Raw genomic sequence first — 21,086 nt, 5'->3', positions numbered from 1 at the left:
AAACGCAAACTGGAAATCGGCCCTCCACACCGAGAAGTCTCGGCCGCCAACGACGCATTCCTCTGTAGAAAGAAGGGCGACCGCGCTAACCTTGAAAGCTCCTTGCCATTGCGTAGGTCGCAGTCCGGGATCGAGGCCTTCCGGAAGACGCGAGCCGCGCCTCAAGAGCTGCGGCAATCGAAAGAATATCTTCGTCAGCGAAGCGTCGTCCGACGATTTGCAGTCCGACAGGCAGACCTTTGGCCGCAAGACCTACGGGAAGGGAAAGGGCCGGCAGCTGTGGGAGCATGTTGAACGGGCAGGTCATGTCCAGGCCGACGAAGCGATCGTCCGGGCCGGTTGCGACGTAATCGTCATCGTTTTCCCCGACCCGTGGTGCGGTGACGGCGCAGGTCGGACACAGAAATGCATCGAAGGTCCTGAACAGACTGGCCATGTCCTGCCACATCTCTGTGCGCAACAGTTCAATACGTTTGTAGCTGGTGGCATTCATCGACACTCCCCGCTCGATCATTGCCACGACGGCAGGATCCATTTGCGGTCGTCGGTCTTTGGTCGCCTCGCCGAAGAAGGCCGACATGAAGACGCACCAGAGGTCAAACCATCCGTCATTGACGGTACGGCTCCACTGCATAGAGACGACCTCTACCGTCGCGCCTGCACGACGCAGTTCTTCTGCGGCATCGCCGACCAAGCGCTCGACCTCGGGCTCGACCGCGTAGTAGCCGAGGTCGACTGAGAGCGCAAAACGTTTGCCCTCGAGACAACCGGCTCTGGCTTGACGCGAAGCGAAGCCGATCGGCAAAGACGAGATATCCTCGTCGCTCGGCCCGCAGGTTGCTTCCATGAACGAGACGGCGTCTGAAACCGTGCGGGCGAGCGGACCGAAATGGGAGATATTGTCGAAGACACTCGGCAGAATGGTCATCGGAATACGCCCGATGCTGGGCTTGAGGCCGACCGTGCCACTGAGCGCTGCCGGGATGCGCACCGACCCGCCCATGTCAGATCCCTCGGCAAAAGGAACCACGCCCGTCGCGACCGCAACGGCCGAGCCACCTGAGGAGCCACCTGACGTACGCTCGGGATCCCAGGGGTTGCGCGTGACGCCCCACCGCGGGCTCTGCGTGAAGCTTGAATAGGCAAATTCGGGCGTCGTCGTCTTTGCGATCAAGATGCCGCCAGCCTCCTGCAGCCGGCGAACGACGAGCGCCGTCTCCTCCGGCACCCAGTTGCCCTTGGTCCAGGAGCCGAACGTCGTCAGATCGCCTGCCGTCGGGGTCAAATCCTTTGCCGCGAACGGTACACCGTGCAGAGTCCCGAGAGGCTCGCCACGCTCGACTGCCCGGTCGGCCGCCCGCGCAGTCTCCAATGCTCCTTCTTCCCGGATGACGACAAACGGATTCAGCACGGTACTGACAGCCTTTGCGCGCCGGATCGACTCCGCAACCACGCTCTCGGCACTGAAACGCTGCTCGCGGATGCCGCGTGCGATCTCGCAGGCAGGAAGATCCAGCGGATGTTCGACAGTGGAGGTCGTGGTTTGTATGGTGCGCATGCTGACGGTCCAATAGTTGTACTTTGATCGGAAGAGCTTCTTGAAGCCGGGTACGTTTCTGCCGGATTCAATCATCGGGGAAAAATCGTGAGTTCGGCGCTCGGTCCACTTGCTTCTTTACCGACATTCAAGGCTTGGAACACGCTTGTTGCGGAGGCGATCGACTGCCTCGGCTCGCGTGGTTTTCCGGATGCGCTGGGCGCTTCTCTTAGACTGCTCTCGCCATTTCAGATGATGAACGGTTTCATCTACTCATCGGACGGTCGGGCATTTGATCTCTATAATGACAAGATCGTTGCCGAGCGGACGCTGATCGTCGACCGCTATCTGGCCGGCGCCTTTGTGCTCGATCCTTTTTACGACGCCATCCGTACCGACAGCAGCGAGCGGATGATCGTGATGCGCGAGCTCGCACCCGACGATTTTTCCCGCACCGAGTATTTTCGTCTTCACTACGCAACAACCGCAATCGTCGATGAGATCGGTTTCGTCCTGCGATTGAACCACGGCTATACCGCGGTTCTGTCCTTGTCGCGAACAGGCCGTGCGGCTCCGTTTTCCGAAGAAGACCTTCAGTGCTTGCGATCGGCTGCACCTCTGGTCTGTACCCTGGGAAGTCGTCATTGGCGCGATGCTCCCGCCCTCTTGCTGGAGATCAGGAATGCAACCCCTGTGTCGAGGATTGAACATCCGCGGCTCACCAGACGCGAACTCGAGATCGTGACGCTGATTCTGAAAGGACATTCCAACCTCTCGCTTGCCGCCGTCCTTGGTCTCTCGCCCAACACCGTCAAGGTGCACCGTCGGCAGATATATTCGAAACTCAACATCTCCAGCCAGGGCGAGCTCTTTCGCCTCTTCCTGGCATAGCCCGGCCATTTGATGGCCGGGCCGCCGCACTGGGTCGATCACTCCGCAAAGCTCATCTCGGGAGGGGCTGCCTGGAAGAATCGGGTGAGATAGATCAGATAGCCGAGGCCAATCATCAACCAGGCCAGTCCCAGGAGCTTTGCGTGCCCGTCGAGGTTCCAGAGCAGGAAGAGGTCGCAGACCGAAGCCACCGCCGGGATGACAAGGCCGATCAAGGCGCCAAGCGGCTTCACCTGTACATTACCCTTCATGGACAGCGCGATGACCGAGACATTGACGGCCGTGAAGGCAAGGAATGCGCCGAAATTGATGAAGGAGGTGGAGGTGGTGACATCCATGGTCAGCGCCAGCAAGCCGACCACGCCGACAAGGACGAGGTTCACGACCGGCGTGTGCCACTTTCTGTGCAAGCGCCCGAACAGCGAGCCCGGCAGGACACCGTCGCGTCCCATGGCAAAGAGCAGGCGACCGACGGCCGCCTGAGCGGCGAGCCCGGAGGTGAACTGCGCAACAACCAGCGTTGCGAGAAAGATGGTCACGAAGAGGTCGCCACCGATCGTCCGGGCGATTTCGCTCGCTGCGGCGTCGATCGAAACGAAATCCATGCCGGGATGTGCAAGCTGGGTAAAATAGGCCGCGGTGACGAAGATCAGGCCGCCACCAAGCGCCGTGATGAGGATCGCTCGCGGCATGGTACGCTTCGCGTCCTTGGTCTCTTCGGTCAGGGTTGAGACCGCGTCAAAACCGAGGAAGGAGTACGCGGCAATTGCAGCGCCCGCAATCGACGCCGAGAAGGGAACGCCTGCCTTGAAGAACGGTGTTGCCGAGACGAGGCCACCGGGGCCATTGCTCGCGATTACATAGCGCCCCGCAAGGACCACGAAAGCGACGAGCACCGCAAGCTGCACCAGCATGAGAACGAGATTTACGCGGTTTGCAAAGGCGATGCCGACAAGGTTGACGATCGTAGTCAGTATGATGAAGCCGACAATCCAGACATAGGCGGGGACAGAGGGGAAGGCTGAAGTCAGGTAGGCCGCACCGATCAGCCAGATGACCATTGGCAGAAAGAAGTAGTCGAGCAACACCGCCCATCCGACGAGGAAGCCGACGCTCGGGCTGATGGACTTGCGTGCGTAGGTGTAGGCGGATCCGGCGACGGGATAGACGCGCGCCATCACGCCATAGCTGATAGCCGCCAGAAGAATGGCTGCGGCAGCAACCAGATAGGCCATCGCCGTTGTGCCCTCGCTCGCGGCCGCAAGGGCTCCGAACGTGCCGAAGACAATCATCGGCGTCATATAGGCAAGACCGAAGAGCACGACGGACCACAGTCCCAGTGCGCGGTCTAGTTTAATCGCGTCATTCATGTTCCACCTCCCAGGGAGTTGTTGTTGATCTTCTCGGCACCCGCGAAAGGCAAATCCAACCGCTGTACCGCAGGCCTCCACCCACATCTCTTGATTTCGGAGAGGATGAACGAGCGACGCTGGATCGAACATAACCCCAAAGTACTATGGCGTCGGCCGGAGGCGGCAGGTCCGTAATCGATGACGCGCATGAACTGGGACCTTGCGCCCTGAGAAGAAGGGCCTGCATCCCTGTTATCGACGAATGTCATACCCCCTGTTTGGCCGAGCGGTACGATCGGGAACGTTGTCAAGGCCTTCCAGCCGCGCGATCTGCTGGAAGGCTTTGAGTTCTTCGAGCATCGCCTCAAGAGCCCGACGTTGCGCCGGCGGTACCCGCTTGATGATCTCCCGTTCACCCCGCAGAATCGCGCCGTTGCCGAACCGCTCGTCAAGTGCCCGACTGACGGAGGCCAACTCCTGTCTTACCTGGGGATCGAGGAGCGCAGAGGACGCGCGGGGCATTATGGCCTCGTCCTTCGTTCGTCTCGCGAAGGTCCGCAGGGCTTCTTCGGCAGCTTGCGACAATCCGGGAACGACAACGGCCATGCGTCGTCGTTCCTCCGTGACCGCCCGGTGCTCTGCGTGCACGGCGCCGACGTAAGCTGAGGCGAGAGCGCGCAGACGGACACTCGCTTGTGGGACAGAACGCTGTGCCTCCTTCCGTTCTGCGCCGGAAGCAAGCAACCGGTCCATCAGACGGCCCGAGCCGCGCAACGCGCCATACGCAGAGGGGTCGTTGGCCACGGCTGCGGCGATCCTCTCGCCGGCAAAGCCCTTCACAATCAAGGCCTCGATCTTGTCAACGGCGGCTGCTGGATCGCGCCATATCTGCCTGGCCGTCTCGGCGAGCGCGACCCGATTGTCACGATAAGGCTCTGAGGCGAGTGCGCGCTCCCTCGCCTCGTCCGCGATCGTTGTTCTGAACTCCGTCACGGCAGGAAGGATCGGCAGCACGTTGGCAGGCCCGTTCGTCGCGGCGATGCTCGCGCCGGCAACGACCTTCGCGCGGTCGTACCTCTCGGCCAGCTTCTGTTCATCGGCAAAGCGCCTTATGGCGCGAAAGAGGCGGACAAGCGCCTCCCGACGCTCGGGACGAAGGTCCTTAGGCATCCGTTCGAACATGTTGCGTTCGGCAACTGCATGCGCCTTTTCGGTGAAGGCGCTGAAGCCGAAGCGCGCGGTCAGCGCCTCGTCGGCGGCCTTGAGCTCTCGGACCAGCGGGCGATGCTCGGCGGCATAGGCAAAGGCTGTCTTGTAGGCATCATTCCCGCCGTGTTCGCGGACGGCCTCGATTTCGACGAGACGCACCATTGCCTGTTTTGAGAGCGCGGGGACCGACAACGCCATGTGCGCGCGCCGCTGCTGCTCGCGGGTGGCAAAGTGTCCTGCCTGCCTGCGGAACTCGACCGCGTGCGCACGGGCCAACGGCAACATCACCGACACGGCGGCCATCGCGGCTTTGCGCTCGTCGCGGGCTGCACGACCATCGACGATCAGGTCGGATCCGCGCAACCGGCCGAGGCGATCTGGTTCAGACCGGAGGTCATTGGCAAGCACGCGCGGCTCAATCCTGGTGTCCGAGGCGAACTCGTTCAGCGTCGACATCGCGCGATCCGGGTCGCGATAGATTCGGGCGAGCACCGGTCGTAAGATCGCCTGGCGACTCTGCCAGGCTTCAGAAGACAGCTGTGCAAGGCGCGCATCCTCCTCGAGGCTGCGCGCAAAAATCGTCGTGGGCGGGAGCAGATATTTGACACCCGGCAGGGTACCGGCCGAAAGGGATGCGCTCCGCTCCTCGTCGACGTACGAGACACCCCGTTCGCGCTCGATCGCAAGGTCAGGCGCAAAAACCGCCCGCTCCCAGAGCTTCACCACCCGCTCCCGCTTCTCCGCAATCCACGTCAGCCGTCCAGAAGCGCCTTCGTCCACTCCGGCCACGGCCGCAGCGAACTGTTCTATCCCTCGCCGCCGTGCGAAATCGCGGGCGTGCGCCTGATAAGCCTCCTCACTTTCAAAATCTAAGGTCGTGGTCTTCGCGCCGGATCGGCCGAGGCGCTCGACAAGTTGCTTGAACAACACCGGCCGTCGGCTTTCCCGCTCGATCCTCTCCCGGCGGATATGGGCAGTTTCGATCTGCCTTCCGGTCCACACATTTCGGTCGACCTCCCTTTCCTCAAAGCGCCTTTGACCGGTTTTCTCGTCGGTAACGGCAACCTTGACCTTGACCCGCTCTACGCCATCCTTGCGCAGTGTGATCGTGTCACCTATCGAGATGCCACCCTCCTCGAGCGCCTTCGGCAGGCTCACGCCCCAAAGCCGGTGGACGGCTCCGTCGTCGGTCTTCACATCGGCATAAGGGCTCTCTTCAGCATCCTCCTCAGTGGAGCGGAACTTGGCTCGTCCGGCCGCCACAAGCTCGCCGGTGACGCCGGCGGCATGATCGACGCGGGGCTTTCGTTCCCACTCCCGCTTCGGTTCAAAATCTTCCTTCGCGGCATAGAGATCCACGCGGTCGCGATGGCGTGTCATTGCCACATAGGTCAGATGCCGATCCATCATGCCGGTCGCGAGCACGAAGGTCCGCTCCACGGTTGACCCTTGGGACTTGTGGATGGTTGCGGCATAACCGTGATCGACGTTGCGGTAGCTGTCCTGGCTGATAATCAGGTCGCGGTCATTGTCGAGACGCACCGTCAGAAGCGGATCGCCTCGTTTGTCGCCGGTCGAAACGACCGTGCCGAGCATGCCGTTCCTGACGTATTGGGGACCGAGAGATTTCACCCGCGGCTCGACGAAGCGAGCATTCTCGAGGAAGATGAGGCGGTCACCGGCAGCGAATTCGCGAAGCCCGCGCGCCGTCTGGAACTGGCGCGTGCCAGTCAACGCACCCTCGCCGATCATGACGTTGCGCAAGGCCTCGTTGAGCTTTCGAACATCATCGTTGGTGTGGGCAAGGACGAGCAGTTCGTCACCGCGCAGGCGGCCTGGATGTTCAAAGGCGGCGGAGTTCCTGAGGAGACCGCTGCGGGCTTCGGCCCAGTCGGCAACCAGGCGCTCGATGACATCGCGGCGGGTCTCGAACTCGACGATGCGGCCTCGTTGAGCATAAGCATCAAGGGCCTCTTCGACCCTGCCGCGGGCAAACAGCCGCGATGCGTGACGAGCCCAGGCATCGCGCTGGCGGCGCACACCGGACAGTTCTGCAAAGCCGATCCGCTCAGTCATTGCCCTGAATGCGGCGCCTGCCTGGATCGGCTGCAACTGCATGGCGTCGCCGACGAGCACGACCTTTGCTCCTGCCTTTGCGACGAGGTCAACGGCGCGTGACATTTGTTGCGAGGAGATCATGCCGGCTTCGTCAATTACGAGGACGTCACCGCGTTTGAGCTTCTCCCGGCCGGCGGCCCATGCCAGTTCTAAGGAGGCCAGCGTACGCGATCTGATCCCGGAACTTTCCTCCAGCCCCTCGGCTGCTTTGCCAGAAAGTGCGGCGCCGATCACCCGACGGCTGTCGCTTTCCCAGGCGATGCGCGCGGCCGAGAGCAGGGTCGACTTGCCTGCGCCCGCAAGGCCGACGACCGCCGCGATGGCATGGTCACCCGTCACGTGACGGATGGCATCGATCTGCTCAGGATCGAGACGGAGAGGCTTTTGTGGATCCTGCTCCATCTGTGTAATCGCGGCGGCGACCATATCGACCGAGATCGCAAAGCCACGGCGCTTCGACAGAACGCGCGCCGACTGTGCCATGTCATATTCGATGCGCAGGATCTCCCGAGTCGTGAAGATCGCCGGTTCCTTCACCTGACCCGTTTCGCCGACAAGCCCCTGAGGTCTCAGCAGGACCAGGCTTTCAGAGCTCATAAGCTTCGCGCGGATGTTTGCGAAATCCACCGGATCGTCAACGTAGCGATGGAGCGCCCTGGCGATGTCCCTCTCGCTAAAGGTGGAACGTTCATTTGCGAGCTGCCTGAGGAGAAGCTCGGGATCGCCCATAAGCCGATCGGACATCGCCTGCCGGTGTGCCAGGTCGGCGGGCGCGAAGTACATCTCCGTGCCCCTGCGTGCGAGCGCCGCCTTCTGCGGCCCGAGGTGTCTTTGGGCAATCCCCTCCAGACCCTGTTCGGCATAGGAGCGACCATCAAGACGGATGTCATGGCCGGCAAGTGCCAGATGACGGTTAGCGGTTTCCGCCCACGCGATCTTCCATTCCTTCATGGTTTCCTTGTCGCCAGCCCAGAGCTTGTAGACGATCTTCCCGCCTGGTCTGTCCGGCGTGACGACGCGCAACGGCTCGCCGTTCTCGCCAAGGACAGGAACCTTCTTCGGTCCAAATCCAGCCTCCGACAGGGGCCGCAAGGTCGTCATCAGATGGATGTGCGGATTGCCGTCCTTGTCGTGATAGACCCAGTCGGCCACCATGCCTTTCGATGTGAGGGCGAGACGGACAAAGTCACGGACGAGTGCGATGTTTTCGCTCCGCGTCAGTTCCTCTGGCAGAGCAATGATCACCTCGCGGGCGAGCTGCGCATCCGCCCGCGCTTCGAAGGCATCGACCGCGTTCCAGAAGGCCTCGCTTGCTCTTGCCACTGGCCTTCCGTCGATAAGCGATTTGATCCACTGCGGCGCCTGATCCGGCAGTGTCAACTCCTCATGCGCCAGTTCGCGGGACCCGCCGCGATAGCTGAATGCCTCTCCGGTCAGCGCGGCCGTCATGCGCGCTCGGTGGCGATAGGCGGCGGCCGAGACGACGCTGCGTCCCGCTCCCCTGCTGATCACCTGCGCTCTGACGAACATGATCGCCAAGACAGTCTCCAGACCACTTCGAGCACGTCGCGCCAGCGACGTATATTGCGCCCTCGCCGGACCGAACCCGTTGTTCCGGTCCGGCCTTCTGCCAGACGGCCTCATCGAAAGCGTCGCGTGCCATTCATTGGCTGGCCTAGACTATTCCATTTTACTAGCTTATTCTAGGCAGTATAATTGAAGCGATCGATCCTGTCGAAGTCATGGAGGGTACGGAAATGAGGCCGAAATCATCGATCTCGGATCTCGAGGCACAGATAGAGCGGCTCAGAGAGAGGCGAAAACTTCTGATAGTTAAATCGGCGGAGCGATTTGCCCGTGCGGCTATCAGGACGGGGCTCGCAGAAATGGAAATCGTCGACGCGGCGGTCGAGCAGATCATGGACGAGATCGCGACGCGATTTCGCAAACAGGAAAGGAGGTCGAGCCCAAGCACTTCGTCGCATCGCTCGCCAGATGGCGAAACTGGAGCGCCGGCGGAGGCTCCTCATGACCCTTGATCGGACGACCGCCGCACGGGAGCGAGTGCTGCTTGGCAGTCTCGTGGTCAAGGCGGGTCTGGCCCGAGCCGACCGGGCATTTCTGCTCGGCGGCCTTATCGAACTGGCAAGGCTCGGTCCTGATTCTCCGGAACATCATCGCCTGCGCAGGGCCGGACAGGAAGCGTTCCAGGCGGACCCGTCGGCGGCATCATCGCCGATCGGGGAGGCGACCGAATGATGGCGGAGACAGGGAGACGTTTGGTTTTCCTGCTACCCGTCGCCGTGACGGGTTTGGCCGTCTATGTCGTCGGGTGGCACTGGTCGCGGCTCGCCGTCGACTTGCCCGGACACACGCAGTCCTGGTTCCTGCGGGCCTCGCCCTTGCCGCCTCTCTTGCTCGGACCGCTCGCTGGCCTTATGGGCGTATCGATCCTGCCCATGCACAGGCGGAAGTCTGTCGCAATGACCAGCCTGGTTTGCTTCCTGACGGTGGCAGCATTCTATGGGCTGCGAGAATTCGGCAGACTCTCGCCCTACGTGGAGAGCGGCGAGGTCTCATGGGATCGGGCGCTCTCATTTCTCGACGTGGCCGCCGTGATCGGTGCGATCGGCGGCTTCATATCGGTCGGCATCGCCGCACGCTTGTCCACAGTCGTGCGGGAACCGGTAAAGCGAGCGAGGCGCGGGGCGTTCGGAGACGCGGATTGGCTGCCAATGACGGCGGCCGGACGCCTTTTTCCGCCAGATGGAGAAATCGTCGTGGGCGAACGTTATCGCGTCGACAAAGACAACGTCCATAAACTGCCCTTCGACCCGGGCGATCCCACCACGTGGGGCCGCGGCGGCAAGGTCCCGCTGCTGACGTTCAAACAGGACTTCGACTCGACGCACATGCTCTTTTTTGCCGGCTCGGGTGGGTACAAAACCACCAGCAATGTCGTCCCGACCGCCCTGCGCTATACGGGACCGCTGATTTGCCTGGATTCATCTGCCGAGGTCGCTCCGATGGTCATTGAGCACCGCAGCCGGGTGCTCGGCCGGGATGTCATGGTGCTCGATCCGACGAACCCGATCATGGGTTTCGACGTTCTCGATGGAATAGAAGCGTCACGGCACAAGGAAGAGGATATCATCGCCATCGCACACATGCTGCTTTCTGAAAGCGCGCGGCTGGAAAGTTCGACCGCCTCGTATTTCCAGAACCAGGCCCATAATCTCCTGACCGGTCTGCTGGCACATGTCATGCTCTCACCCGAATATGCGGGCCAGCGCACACTGCGCAGTCTGCGCCAAATCGTGTCCGAGCCGGAGCCCTCGGTGCTGGCAAGGCTGCGAGACATACAGGAACACTCCGCCTCCGCGTTCATCCGGGAGACGTTGGGCGTCTTCACCAACATGACCGAACAGACGTTCAGCGGTGTCTATTCGACTGCATCGAAGGATACCCAATGGCTCTCGCTTGACGCCTATGCGGCGCTCGTTTGCGGCAATGCCTTCAAGGCCCAAGAGATCGCCCGCGGCACAAAGGACGTCTTCCTCAACATACCTGCCTCGGTCCTTCGTTCCTATCCGGGGATCGCGCGCGTCATCGTCGGCTCCCTGATCAACACCATGGTGCAGGCGGACGGCGTTTTCGAGCGCCGGGCTCTCTTCATGCTCGATGAAGCAGATCTCCTTGGCTACATGCGCCTACTCGAAGAGGCGCGCGACCGTGGTCGAAAATATGGCATCACGATGATGTTGATGTACCAGTCGGTGGCGCAGTTGGAGCGACATTTCGGAAAGGACGGGGCGACGTCATGGATCGAGGGTTGCGCCTTCGCGTCCTATGCCGCGATCAAGGCACTCGACACCGCCCGCCATGTTTCGGCGCTGTGCGGCGAGATGACGGTGGAGGTGAAGGGAAGCTCGCGCAGCATCGGCTGGGCGACAAAGGGGAACACATCGCGCAGGTCCGAAAGCGTGAGCTTCCAACGCCGACAGTTGATCATGCCGCATGAGATCACCCAGGCGATGCGCAAGGACGAACAGATTATCATCGTGCAGGGGCACAGTCCCATCCGCTGCGGCCGAGCCATGTATTTCCGTCGGAAAGACATGAAGCAAGCGGCAAAAACCAGCCGCTTTGTCACCCCCACGTGATGAGGCCCCATGCCAGTCGTGACAGAAAGCACGGACGGTCAGATGTCCGCGACGCCCGGCGCGGAACTTGGGAAACCCCGGGCGACCCGCAGACGACGTTGGCGATCGCCGGGGAAGGGCGACGACCCGGTGGCGACAACGTCGGATAATTGTAGAAGCGACGAGGCCGGCCCCGATTTCGCGGGGCCGGCTGCTTTCGGCTCAGTTCGGGTTGTTCCAGAGGATCACCTTGCGGTTCGGGTCACCGCCGGGTGCGGGAGCGACGTTACCGAAGATGACGCCGATCTCCGGAGCCTCCAGCTTGACCGAGAGGTATTCCTCGCCGGTCTGTCGGGCGATGCGGTTCCACGCTGCGCCGATCTCGAAGCCGGTCTTGCGGTGGATGACGCGGTAGTCGGGCGCTTCTTCGCTTGCCTTGGCGGAGTTCGGGACGATGGCGATTAGGGCGTTGACCCGGATGGTGGCGAAGACGCCTTCGAGGGTGCCGTCGGTCTTCTGCGTCAGGGTTGCGATCGTGGTGGCCATGGTATTGTCTCCTTCGTTTGCTCGGGACCATTCCCGATGACGCGCGAAGAGACGGCCGATCTGCTGCGGTCATCTCGGCGAAAATTCTGCAAAATTCTATTTTCCGCCAAAAAGGCGGGCGCACTTTCATCCCGCTTGCGGGATGAAAGTGCCAGGCGCCCGCATGACAAACCAAAATCGAATTTTGCAGAATTTTCGTCGAGACGTACCCCTTCAGGGGTTGACCGCAAAAGCAGACGGTCGCCTAAAGGGCGACATAGAAACGGGAATGGTCTCGTGCAACCGAAGCGGCGACAAACCATTGAGGCCGCCCGGTCCGGCACTGAAAGAGACTGCCAGCACCTTCCGTTGCGGACCTACCGTCCGACCCGATGTCCCCTCGGCCTTCCCGGCCAAGCACGGTCAGCAAGGAATGTCGACTGGCCGCCACATCTCTCGGGTGCACGTTGAGACGACCGCGGTGACCATATCGCGAACAAGCGGCGCCGCAACGTCTCGGGAGGCTCATCCCTCTGATCTCGACCAGGCGATCTTCAACGATACCGCCCGCCGTCCGGTCTCGGCACGACCACAGTCTCCTCGACGGACGCCCTCCTGCCCCGATCCGTCGGTCCTGAGCAGCCGCGGCCGACATCGCTTCACGTCGGTGAATTCGCGCGGGCAGGAGCTCACGGGCCGGCGTCACACCCTTCGCCGTTTGCCAGCCGATCGATCGCCGCGGCGAAGGGTTCCTTGTGCTCTTCCGGCATCTCGGAGACACGATGGCCGCGTCGAGGGTCTCCACCGGCTCACATCCTCTCGTAATGCTCGTAGTTCATCAGCACGAACCGGGATTTCCCATGCCGGGTGAGCACAGCGGACTCGCCGCCGGCGGCGGCGGTGACATCGCCAATGTGCTTGCTCAGGTCGCGTGTCGCAGACTGCCGCATTGCCCACTCCTCTGTTAATCCTCCGCATTATCCAGATTTTCCCGCCGTGCAGGAACCTCGGAGGATAGAGCGCTGAGCACGAAGGCGTTGCAGCGGTTCAGAAACGTGACGGCCTCGGCGATGCGGCAGGTCGGTGACCTGGGACAACGCAAGGGATCATTACGTCATCAGGCGCGAAGACTGCTTGCAGGCTTCGTGGAGCCGGCTTGCCAGCGAAACAGAGCCCGATCCGGCGGATCGCCGATGCGATCAAGTGACATGTCCTTCTTGAACTGACGGTCGACGAGCCGTATATACATCTCAGTAGATACAGAAAGGAGGCAACTATGCCCCATTTTGCACGCGTATTCCAGTCCGGAAACTCGCAGGCCGTCCGCCTGCCGAAGGAATTCCGCTTCAACGTCGAGCGCGTGGAGATCACGCAGGAGGGCGATGCGCTCATTCTCCGTCCCCATGTCGAGGCGGGCGAGCCGTGGTCGTCGCTGAAAGCAGCGCTGGCCCGCGGCATGAGTGAAGACTTCATGGAGAGCGGGCGCGAGCAGCCTGAACAGCAGGATCGACCGGAGCTTGACGCGGTGTTTCAGTGATCTCGCATCTTCTCGACACCAACACCGTTATTGCCTTGATCGGCCGCAAGTCAAACGCCTTGGTAAGCCGTGTACTCCACAGCCCTCAGGGCAGTATCGGCCTGCCGACGGTCGTCGCGTATGAACTCTATTTCGGAGCGCAGAAAAGCGCGAAGGTCCAGCACAACCTGGAAACCTTGCGTTTGTTTATGGCAGATTTTCCGATCCTTGAGTTTGACCGGAACGATGCCTTTGTCGCAGGCGAAATCCGGGCGGCCCTTGCCGCGAAGGGGACGCCCATCGGCCCCTATGACGTGCTGATCGCGGGGCAGGCGAAGGCCCGCGGACTAACTCTCGTCACCAACAATGTCGGCGAATTCAACAGGGTTGACAACCTGCATGTGGAAGACTGGTCGCTTTAAGCCCGGCGGGTTCGGGCCATGCAAGGGAATCCACGACATCGTCATTGACCGTCAAGGCTGAATGCTAACGGCGGAGTAAAAAATGGGGCGTGGTGGAGTTGCGCTGATCTACGCCGTTTTCGGTTCGCTGCGCCTCGGCTTTGGCTGATACAGCCGGCGCTTCACATTCGGGCGCAATGCGTTGCGCACGTCCTTGTCCACGACAGCGAGATCGAACCACTCGGGATCGAAATGCCCACCACACCACCGTTTGGTTTGCGCGTGTTCGGGGTCCTCTCTGTCCGACATGATTCCAGAAAGCGCTTGTAGCCGAGCACGCTGCCGACATCTTCGGGTGGCCGGGCATGCCCGCCATCGATGCAAACCCCGTGCCTAGGAGCGACCTCGAGAGCCCTGAATTCCTCGATCGCGACAGAGTGGCACCAGCTATCGCCGAAGTCATAGAGGTAGTTGAAGATGGCTCCGTACTCGAAGTCGCGAAGGCGAACCTCCCGAAAATCAAAGACACGAGAATCGTCGTCGAAGGCATCTTCGGTCAATAGCTCCACGTCGCCGTAGCGCAAGCCGCCGATCCGGAACTCATGCAGGTGATAGTTCCACCAGTTGAAGGCCGCCTGAATGGCAAGATGCACTTGCTCGAGATTCCAGTGCACCGGCAAAACCAGTCGACGCCAGACCTCCGGCTCGATCTCGTCGAGGGAAACGTGAATCTGTACGGCATTGATGGTTTTGAACATGCCGCATGTGAACAATTTCAACCTGTACACGTCAAGTCGAAGCTGCCGAACGTGTACCGTGTAACTGTGGGCAGCAACACGCCGCCTTGAAATTGATGGCGTCAACTGTCATATATAGAACGACAAATGACGTGGAGTTGGCCGATGGCTATTGCTGCAGAGAAAATTGCTCCTGAAGCGACGACCAGCGAACTGCAGAAGGTAGCTGCGTTGCTTGGTGGTGTGCGCGTGCTTGCGCGCAGCCTGACCAGCCCCCTCGATGCGCATGAGTTGCTTTTGCGCGGCCTGCCGTCCTCGGCGCTGGATCACCTTGTCGGACATCTGGTCATCATCGGCAAGACGGACTCGCTCGAAAAGGCGGTGGGCATGAGCCTGCGCACCTGGCAGCGGCGGAAGGACACGCCCTCCAAGCCGCTCAGTCAGGAACAGAGCGGCCGGGCGTGGAAATTCGCCGAGATTCTCGCAAAGGCAACGGATATTTTCGGATCGCAGGCAGAGGCAGAGCAATGGCTGGAGCGGCCTGCGATCGGGCTCGACCAGCGCCGTCCGATCGATCTTCTTGGGACGCCCGCTGGCGTGGAACTGGTTGAGGATCATCTCGACCGTCTCGAATACGGCGTCTATGCATGAGCCTTTTACCTATCGGTCTCGGCGGGACCGAGTTGGTCGCCTGGCGGCTCGATCAAGCCGTCCACGCGCCGACATGGGATAGCGGCGAAGGCGCCTATCGCGTGGGCGGCCGCTGGAACAGCAAGGGTGTTCGCGCGGTCTACTGCTCGCTCGATCCCGCCACTGCGATCCTCGAGGTCGCGGTCCACAAGGGGTTTCGGGCTCTCGACACGGTTGCGCATATAATGACAGCGGCTGTCATTGCCGATGCCGGCGATGTCCATGTCGTCGACCCGGCAAGCCTACCCAACCCCAATTGGCTCCGCCCGGGCATCCCTGGCGCGGGACAGCAAGCATTCGGAGACGATCTGCTTCAACGTCACCGTTTCGTCGCGATCCCGAGTGCCGTGTCGTCGCATAGCTGGAACCTGATCTTTCTGCCGGGCAGCGGGACTGGCGCCTATGCTCTGAAATTTCAGGAGGCTTTTGCGCTCGACACGAGATTGCACCCACCGGCTGCGTGAACAGATACACGTTGCGTCGACGCGATCTAGACGCGAACGCACAATCATCCCGCACTTCCTTGCGCGGAAGAAATGGCGCTCACGCGCCATCCCCAGCGACCTGCCAGACCGGAATACCGAGGCGACGCGCCTTGTCGGCGAGATTGCCGGTAATGCCGGAGCCGGGGAAGATGACGACCCCGGCGGGTAGGACCGACAGCATCTCGTCGTTGCGCCGGAAAGGTGCCGCCTTGGCGTGCTTCGCCCAGTTCGGTTTGAAGGCGATCTGCGTCACCTTGCGCGCCTCGGCCCAGCAGGCCGCAATGCGTTCGGCCCCTTTCGGCGAACCGCCATGCAGCAGCACCATGTCGGGATACTTGGCGAGGGCCTGGTCGAGCTTCGCCCAGATCCGTTCGTGATCGTTGTAGTCGATGCCGCCGCCGAAGGCGATCTTCGTGCCGCCGGGAATCAGCACCTCGGTCTCGGCACGGCGGCGGGCGGAGAGAAAGTCGCGGCTGTCGATCATCGCCGCAGTCATATTGGCGTGACTGACCTTCGATCCGGTGCGCGGGCGCCATGCAGATCCTGTTTGGGCTTCGAAGAGATCGCCGGCATAGTCACGCATGAACTCGAAGGCGTTGCGACGCTCCAAAAGGGTTGTCCCCTCGGCGATGAGACGCTCAAGCTCGACGCTTTTCACCTCCGAGCCGTCCTGCTCGCTCTGTCCGCTTCGCTGTGCATCCTCGTTGCGCTGAAGCTCGCGCTGGATGCGCTCGCCGGAGCGATGGAAGAGATTGACGGTCGACCAGAGCACGTCCTCGAGATCGGGCTCCAGACGCGTGTCGCCGAGCATCTCGGTGAGGGCATCGAAGACCGCGGTCAGGGCCGTCTGGACGAGCGGCTCTTCGGGCAATGGCCTTGGGTCCGGTTCGTCCTGGAAAGGACGATGCCCGTAGATCTGCATCTCGTAGATGAAGCGGTCGGTCGGAGATGAGGTGTGGTGGGGTTCAAAGGCGTCGTCGGCGGGAAGGGTCAGGTCCATGATGGTCTCCGTCGGTTGCGGCCGCGCCTCTCGCGGCCTGGCGGCGACCTCTGTCCTTACGGCGGCGGGCCGGAACCGCGGCGCTTCAGCGCCGCGGCCCAGCGAAGCGCCGGGCGGCGGAAGAAGGGATTCTTGTCGCGCGAGGAGCGCCGGCGCCGATCGGCCCGAAAACCGGGCACCGGTTTTCGGAACAGCCGATGCGCCAACGGCGCGGGGAAGAAACCCGCCTGACCCGCTGAAGGCCCGACGGCCGTATGGTAAGGGTCGTCCTCGGCAGGCACGCGGGCGCGCCGCAGAAACGCCGACCATCCGACCCGGCCTCCCCGCCACGCCCGACCTGCCCGCACCGACAGGAGTGGCTTCATCATCGTAGGAAGGCCCGGGCGTCGTCAGGCGCGAGTTGCGATCGCAAGCTGGCCGTGAGACGTTCAGGACCGAGCCGACGCAGGTCCTCGTTGAAATCACCGAGTTCCGGATTAAGCACGAGCGGCACGATTCGGAGTGCCTGCGCCCGGCGGCTCAAGCCCTCGACGCCGTGGCGGCCGGCCGCATCCGCGTCCGTGGCGATGTAGAGGCGGATACATCCAGTCGGGAGCCGGAACGCTGCAAGGTGGTTGGCGCTCAGCGCGGCAACCATCGGCATGGCAGGCATCACCTCCGAAAGCGACAGGATGCTCTCGATCCCCTCACCGGCGACCATCACCGGAACGCTGCCATGTTGGGGGAAGTGAAAGCGGACCGCATTGCCGAGAAGCCTGCCGAGCGCTCGGCGCGGCGTGTCGACCCGGGCTTTGCCGATGCTGCGCGGCTTGCGTGCCGCGCTATCGAGATAGGTGCGATGAACGCCCGTGATCGCACCGACTTCGTCGGTCACTGCGGCGATCACGGCCGGATAACTGCTCGTCACACCCGTCGCGAGATCCCGGTAGTAGCAGCAGGGATGAAAGCGCAGGGCCGGGTGTAAAGCCCCGTGCCGGATCGCGCGTCCGCGCAGGTAGGCGTCTGCAACTGTGCCGGCGAGCGGCTGTGTCATACGGAACAAGCGCCTGGCGCGATCGACCGCAGATGCCGCGGCCGACACGTGATCGTTCACGTTACTCCCACGGGAGGGCAGCCGATCAGCGTCGACCAAGGGCGGGTGCGGAAGGCTGAGGAAGCGTCGGGCCTCGTCGGCGACGTCGCGGAAACTGGCGAGGTCGCAGGTCTCTCGCACGAGATCGAGCAAATCACCGTGCTGTCCGGTCGCGCAATCTGTCCAGTGACCCGCACGTGGGCCAGCCAAATGAACATAGAGTGAGCGGCCGCTATTGTTGGCAACGTCCCCGACGAGCCAATAGTTGCCGAGACGACGACCGGCCGAGAGATAATGACGGCAAACCGCCTCGACATTTTTCGCAAGGCGGTCCGCCAGTTGCGAGGCTGAAAGCATGGGAACCTCCATCACAGCCGGCCGATCACGCCCGACATGCAGCGCGCTTCCCGAAAGCTTGGGAACTTCGTAAGAGGCGCGGCGGCGTTCATCGCAGTCGGGTCGGTGGCATTGGCATAGAGAACGGGACGAGTGACGCGCCAGGAGGACGCAGCGCATCGCCCCCACTGCGTGGGTCAGGTAGGCGGAGCGTTTCGGCGCCTGCTCGAGCACTTGGAGAGGGATCATGGTCATGGCAAACCTTGCCGAGAGCGACTGGTCAGCGGCCCACCGGGCGCTCTCCAAACCGGGCTGGCCGCCCAAACCGCGGCCCCTCTCTCCCTCCTTGCGTGACTTCGTCGTGGTTCAATCAAACCCATAGCCTTCAGCCGCCTTCACCAGCCTTCATCGCGCCTCCAATTGCATTATACTGCCCCATAAACGGCAGTATAATAGCGGAAGGTCGTACGCCTCCCGCCGGAGCGCGCTGGTCCTAAGCACGACCTGCGAGGAGAAAACAGGAGGAAGGACATGCGACGATTTCTGATCGACGGCAGGATCATCGATGGAGAACCGAACGCGATCCAGTCGTTCCTGTCGCGCGCCTACGAACAGGAAACTCGACCGCACTGCCTGTGCCGGGAGCCGCCGATCCCGATGTACATCGCCCGGGTAGAGGGGAATTATATCGTCAAACGCATGCCCCTTTCGGGGCGGGCCCACGATCCGTCCTGCCCGTCCTATGACCCGCCTTACGAACTGTCGGGTCTCGGACCCCTGGTCGGGGGCGCCATCAGGATTGGCGCAGACGGGCGCGCGAGCCTGAGGCTGGATTTTCCGATTACGAAGAGAGGATCGCGCAAGACGCCTTCTCAGCCCATCGAGCCTGCAGAGGCGCCCATACGAAACGAGGCGAAGAAGCTCTCTTTGCGGGCAGTGCTGCACTATCTCTGGGAGGTGGGGGAACTGACCGAGTGGAGGTCATCCTGGGCAGGCAAGCGTGGCTGGGGTCGAGTGCGCGCGAGTGTTCTGGGTGCCGCCGCACAGATGACTGTCCAGGGCAAGGAACTCAGTGAGCTTCTGTTCGTGCCGGAGGTTTTCCACCCGGACGACAAGGCGGGCATCGCGACGCGCCGGACAGCCACGTTGGCCGCTGCACAGGCGTCCGGAACGGGACCGCGCAGGCTGATGCTCACAATTGCGGAGGTCAAGGAATTCAAGCCAGGGCGTGACAGTCAACGCGCCACGTTACGGCATCTTCCGTTTCCGCTGATCATCGAGGAAGCTGCGTGGCAGCGATTGAACGCAAGGTTCAAGCCCGAACTCGAACTCTGGCGCTCGAGTGAAGACCATCACCTGATCCTGATCGCCACCTTCGGGATTTCCGCCTGCGGTGTCGCGACCATCGAAGAGCTTGCAGTGATGGTGGTGAACGAGAACTGGATTCCGTTTGAAAACGTGCACGAGCAGTTGCTTCTGAAGCGCTTGTCTGGTCTGCGGCGAAAGAGCATCAAGGGTCTGCGCTTCAACCTTACTCGCGATCGACCGATTGTGTCCGTCACCTTACCGGACCTGCGACCGGCACCCGTCGCAATGTTCATCGTTCCGGCGGCAGCGGACGAGAATTACGAGCGCATCGTGGCGGAAATGACCAGCGCAAGGCCCGAGATCGCGTCGTGGGTCTGGCGTGTAGCCGACGGCCACATGCCGAGATTGCCGTAACCGCTAAATCCGCCAAGGTGCAGCGCTGATCGGTCCAGCCCCGGCAAATCGACCGGCCCGAATCCAGGATCGCGAGGTTGATTGAACTCTGCATCCGAAGGATGGATGTTCCCGAGAGTGACCTTCACAAGCGAGATCAAGCGACGGCAAGGATTGAATAATCCGGGGTTCCATCCCAGACGAGATCCCAGGACGCCCCCGGGCGGACATTCTGGATGGCGTGAGGCTCGAAGCAAACAAGACAATTCCCCCCAGGGTGAGGCGCCCGGACAGACGGGTAGATCAGGCCGCGCGAGCCTTCGCGCCGCAGATGCCGGGCAAGACTCTGCCCTTCGGGATAGCCGATTTCAGGATCGGGGTTCAGCGCTGGATGGCGTGGTTCGTCGGTGATGTCATTGAACTCACCGATGAAGTCCGCCAACAATTCGACGTATCGGGCGCTGTCATTGAATGAACCTGCGTAGCCAAGCTCCCTTGTACGATGCCAGGCCACCTCGCTGACGCTGACCAAGACATCCCAGGCGCAGTACCAGGCGCCACGCTCGTCGGAATTGAAGCGGTTGCCGCCCGCGCGCGTGTATACGAAGGCAGCATTAACGTGCGTATCTCCATAGACGGCAAGATCACGGCTCCGCCGCCGCCAGGCAAGTTCGCGCGGGTCGAGATGAGGGTTTCTGCCCCGTTCGGCGAGAAGACGGCCACTGGTTAACCCCTCGACTTCCGCAAGAACCGTGAGTTCGTCGTCAGTGTCCACGAGGCCACGAAGCGCGGGCGGCTTGTGGTAGGTTGCAGGCAAAAGACGGATCAGACCTCGGTCGCGAATCTCGCTCCGCCTCATGCGCCACCGCGCACGGCATCGAGATAGGTACGAACCGCCAGGATCTGCGGCAGCCCTCCCTCGATCGCGGTGTCCACGGGTCGTCGGCCACCGAACAGGGGCCCCGCATTCGGGCGCGAGAACCAACTGCGCGCGAGCGGCTCGGAAAAATAGAGTTCGAGCGACTTGTAGATGCCTATCACCGCACTGAGACGCAGGAGTTGGTCCTTCGTCAACTCTCCCGCGAAATCGGGCTTCCTGGCGCGCTTCCATGTACTCTCGGACATGTCTGCAAGACCAGCTGCCTCCTTCACGCTGAGGCGCCAGAGGTCGACAACACGTGCGTAGGCTTTCAGCGCAACGGCGTTGATGTTAGCGGGCTCGCGTGTTTTCTCTGCAACTTGCATCGCAACCTCCAACAAAGCAATTATAGTCCATATGCACCGCACGTAAAGTCCATATGACTTGACAGAGTGGCCATGAACCTGCCGACGCGTCGCCTACGCCCGAGCTCTCCGTGCCCAGTCCCGCAAATG

Annotated in this window: 17 protein-coding genes and 2 pseudogenes; 9 read left to right on the top strand and 10 right to left on the bottom strand. The window is 61.9% G+C overall.

Features of this window, described 5'->3' with window-relative positions; translation table 11 throughout:
* Window positions 1–85 precede the first annotated feature (85 nt).
* Window positions 86–1,558 carry an amidase gene (locus H4I97_RS21820; protein ID WP_182307817.1) on the bottom strand — a complete coding sequence of 491 codons (1,473 nt, stop codon included), beginning with the start codon at window positions 1,556–1,558 and terminating at the stop codon, window positions 86–88.
* 87 nt (window positions 1,559–1,645) lie between these two features.
* Between H4I97_RS21820 and H4I97_RS21815 the strand changes: the two genes are divergently transcribed.
* Window positions 1,646–2,428: a helix-turn-helix transcriptional regulator gene (locus H4I97_RS21815; protein ID WP_244658821.1), complete on the top strand. Its 783-nt coding sequence runs from the start codon at window positions 1,646–1,648 to the stop codon at window positions 2,426–2,428.
* A gap of 38 nt (window positions 2,429–2,466) precedes the next feature.
* Here the strand turns inward: H4I97_RS21815 and H4I97_RS21810 are convergent, their stop codons facing one another.
* Both H4I97_RS21810 and traA read right to left on the bottom strand, forming a co-directional pair.
* A complete protein-coding gene (locus tag H4I97_RS21810) occupies window positions 2,467–3,798 on the bottom strand; it encodes an APC family permease (protein ID WP_182307816.1) in 1,332 nt (443 codons plus the stop codon).
* 234 nt (window positions 3,799–4,032) lie between these two features.
* Window positions 4,033–8,646 carry a Ti-type conjugative transfer relaxase TraA gene (traA, locus tag H4I97_RS21805; RefSeq protein WP_182307815.1) on the bottom strand — a complete coding sequence of 1,538 codons (4,614 nt, stop codon included), beginning with the start codon at window positions 8,644–8,646 and terminating at the stop codon, window positions 4,033–4,035.
* 203 nt (window positions 8,647–8,849) lie between these two features.
* Between traA and H4I97_RS21800 the strand changes: the two genes are divergently transcribed.
* From H4I97_RS21800 to traG, 3 genes are read left to right on the top strand one after another with little or no spacing between them, the layout of a single operon-like run.
* Window positions 8,850–9,146 (top strand): TraC family protein, encoded by a 297-nt coding sequence (locus tag H4I97_RS21800; protein WP_378144365.1) that lies wholly within the window; start codon window positions 8,850–8,852, stop codon window positions 9,144–9,146.
* On the top strand, window positions 9,136–9,366 hold the full coding sequence (locus tag H4I97_RS21795; protein WP_182307814.1) for a conjugal transfer protein TraD: 231 nt from the start codon (window positions 9,136–9,138) through the stop codon (window positions 9,364–9,366). The genes H4I97_RS21800 and H4I97_RS21795 overlap by 11 nt, the downstream gene beginning before the upstream one ends.
* Window positions 9,363–11,270, top strand: coding sequence for a Ti-type conjugative transfer system protein TraG (traG, locus tag H4I97_RS21790; RefSeq protein WP_182307813.1), 1,908 nt, complete (start codon window positions 9,363–9,365; stop codon window positions 11,268–11,270). Before H4I97_RS21795 ends, traG begins: the two co-directional genes overlap by 4 nt.
* Window positions 11,271–11,471: 201 nt before the next feature.
* On the opposite strand, the gene H4I97_RS21785 is transcribed toward traG, so the two are convergent.
* The gene (locus H4I97_RS21785) at window positions 11,472–11,795 is read right to left on the bottom strand and encodes a DUF736 domain-containing protein (RefSeq protein ID WP_182307812.1); all 324 of its coding nucleotides are present in this window, start codon (window positions 11,793–11,795) and stop codon (window positions 11,472–11,474) included.
* Between the two features lie 668 nt (window positions 11,796–12,463).
* A pseudogene (locus H4I97_RS21780) lies at window positions 12,464–12,724 on the bottom strand (type II toxin-antitoxin system prevent-host-death family antitoxin).
* Window positions 12,725–13,050: 326 nt separating this feature from the next.
* Between H4I97_RS21780 and H4I97_RS21775 the strand changes: the two are divergent.
* Together H4I97_RS21775 and H4I97_RS21770 are read left to right on the top strand one after the other, a co-directional pair.
* Window positions 13,051–13,311 carry an antitoxin gene (locus H4I97_RS21775; RefSeq protein WP_182307811.1) on the top strand — a complete coding sequence of 87 codons (261 nt, stop codon included), beginning with the start codon at window positions 13,051–13,053 and terminating at the stop codon, window positions 13,309–13,311.
* Complete coding sequence (locus tag H4I97_RS21770) at window positions 13,308–13,712, top strand: type II toxin-antitoxin system VapC family toxin (protein WP_182307810.1); 405 nt, start codon at window positions 13,308–13,310, stop codon at window positions 13,710–13,712. The genes H4I97_RS21775 and H4I97_RS21770 overlap by 4 nt, the downstream gene beginning before the upstream one ends.
* A 108-nt stretch (window positions 13,713–13,820) precedes the next feature.
* Here H4I97_RS21770 and H4I97_RS21765 read toward each other — a convergent pair.
* A pseudogene (locus H4I97_RS21765) lies at window positions 13,821–14,449 on the bottom strand (plasmid pRiA4b ORF-3 family protein).
* A 144-nt stretch (window positions 14,450–14,593) separates the two neighbouring features.
* Between H4I97_RS21765 and parS the strand changes: the two are divergent.
* Together parS and H4I97_RS21755 are read left to right on the top strand one after the other, a co-directional pair.
* Entirely contained in the window at window positions 14,594–15,079 is a 486-nt protein-coding gene (gene parS / locus H4I97_RS21760) for a type II RES/Xre toxin-antitoxin system antitoxin (RefSeq protein WP_112691241.1), read from the top strand.
* Window positions 15,076–15,582: an RES family NAD+ phosphorylase gene (locus H4I97_RS21755; protein ID WP_182307809.1), complete on the top strand. Its 507-nt coding sequence runs from the start codon at window positions 15,076–15,078 to the stop codon at window positions 15,580–15,582. The genes parS and H4I97_RS21755 overlap by 4 nt, the downstream gene beginning before the upstream one ends.
* Window positions 15,583–15,661: 79 nt before the next feature.
* Here the strand turns inward: H4I97_RS21755 and H4I97_RS21750 are convergent, their stop codons facing one another.
* Window positions 15,662–16,603, bottom strand: a complete 942-nt coding sequence (locus H4I97_RS21750) for a DUF2493 domain-containing protein (protein ID WP_182307808.1) — start codon at window positions 16,601–16,603, stop codon at window positions 15,662–15,664.
* Between the two features lie 364 nt (window positions 16,604–16,967).
* A complete protein-coding gene (locus H4I97_RS21745; protein ID WP_182307807.1) occupies window positions 16,968–18,032 on the bottom strand; it encodes a DUF7146 domain-containing protein in 1,065 nt (354 codons plus the stop codon).
* 510 nt (window positions 18,033–18,542) lie between these two features.
* Here H4I97_RS21745 and H4I97_RS21740 point away from each other — a divergent pair.
* Window positions 18,543–19,733, top strand: a complete 1,191-nt coding sequence (locus tag H4I97_RS21740) for a DUF1173 domain-containing protein (RefSeq protein WP_182307806.1) — start codon at window positions 18,543–18,545, stop codon at window positions 19,731–19,733.
* A gap of 136 nt (window positions 19,734–19,869) precedes the next feature.
* Here H4I97_RS21740 and H4I97_RS21735 read toward each other — a convergent pair whose 3' ends face one another.
* Entirely contained in the window at window positions 19,870–20,571 is a 702-nt protein-coding gene (locus tag H4I97_RS21735) for an RES family NAD+ phosphorylase (RefSeq protein ID WP_112691236.1), read from the bottom strand.
* Window positions 20,568–20,957: an MbcA/ParS/Xre antitoxin family protein gene (locus tag H4I97_RS21730; RefSeq protein ID WP_112691235.1), complete on the bottom strand. Its 390-nt coding sequence runs from the start codon at window positions 20,955–20,957 to the stop codon at window positions 20,568–20,570. Before H4I97_RS21730 ends, H4I97_RS21735 begins: the two co-directional genes overlap by 4 nt.
* Between the last annotated feature and the right edge of the window lie 129 nt (window positions 20,958–21,086).

This window comes from Ciceribacter thiooxidans (assembly GCF_014126615.1).
GTDB classification, from domain to species: Bacteria; Pseudomonadota; Alphaproteobacteria; order Rhizobiales; family Rhizobiaceae; genus Allorhizobium; species Allorhizobium thiooxidans.
This window is presented reverse-complemented; position numbering and strand designations above follow the sequence as displayed.

What these genes read in the sequence shown, in the direction of transcription:
- H4I97_RS21755 (WP_182307809.1), top strand. Translation starts at nt 15,076, where the DNA reads ATGAGCCTTTTACCTATCGGTCTCGGCGGGACCGAGTTGGTCGCCTGG.
- H4I97_RS21750 (WP_182307808.1), bottom strand. Translation starts at nt 16,603, where the DNA reads ATGGACCTGACCCTTCCCGCCGACGACGCCTTTGAACCCCACCACACC.
- H4I97_RS21730 (WP_112691235.1), bottom strand. Translation starts at nt 20,957, where the DNA reads ATGCAAGTTGCAGAGAAAACACGCGAGCCCGCTAACATCAACGCCGTT.
- H4I97_RS21745 (WP_182307807.1), bottom strand. Translation starts at nt 18,032, where the DNA reads ATGCTTTCAGCCTCGCAACTGGCGGACCGCCTTGCGAAAAATGTCGAG.
- H4I97_RS21810 (WP_182307816.1), bottom strand. Translation starts at nt 3,798, where the DNA reads ATGAATGACGCGATTAAACTAGACCGCGCACTGGGACTGTGGTCCGTC.
- H4I97_RS21820 (WP_182307817.1), bottom strand. Translation starts at nt 1,558, where the DNA reads ATGCGCACCATACAAACCACGACCTCCACTGTCGAACATCCGCTGGAT.
- H4I97_RS21775 (WP_182307811.1), top strand. Translation starts at nt 13,051, where the DNA reads ATGCCCCATTTTGCACGCGTATTCCAGTCCGGAAACTCGCAGGCCGTC.
- parS (WP_112691241.1), top strand. Translation starts at nt 14,594, where the DNA reads ATGGCTATTGCTGCAGAGAAAATTGCTCCTGAAGCGACGACCAGCGAA.
- H4I97_RS21735 (WP_112691236.1), bottom strand. Translation starts at nt 20,571, where the DNA reads ATGAGGCGGAGCGAGATTCGCGACCGAGGTCTGATCCGTCTTTTGCCT.
- H4I97_RS21800 (WP_378144365.1), top strand. Translation starts at nt 8,850, where the DNA reads ATGGAGGGTACGGAAATGAGGCCGAAATCATCGATCTCGGATCTCGAG.
- traG (WP_182307813.1), top strand. Translation starts at nt 9,363, where the DNA reads ATGATGGCGGAGACAGGGAGACGTTTGGTTTTCCTGCTACCCGTCGCC.
- H4I97_RS21785 (WP_182307812.1), bottom strand. Translation starts at nt 11,795, where the DNA reads ATGGCCACCACGATCGCAACCCTGACGCAGAAGACCGACGGCACCCTC.
- H4I97_RS21740 (WP_182307806.1), top strand. Translation starts at nt 18,543, where the DNA reads ATGCGACGATTTCTGATCGACGGCAGGATCATCGATGGAGAACCGAAC.
- H4I97_RS21795 (WP_182307814.1), top strand. Translation starts at nt 9,136, where the DNA reads ATGACCCTTGATCGGACGACCGCCGCACGGGAGCGAGTGCTGCTTGGC.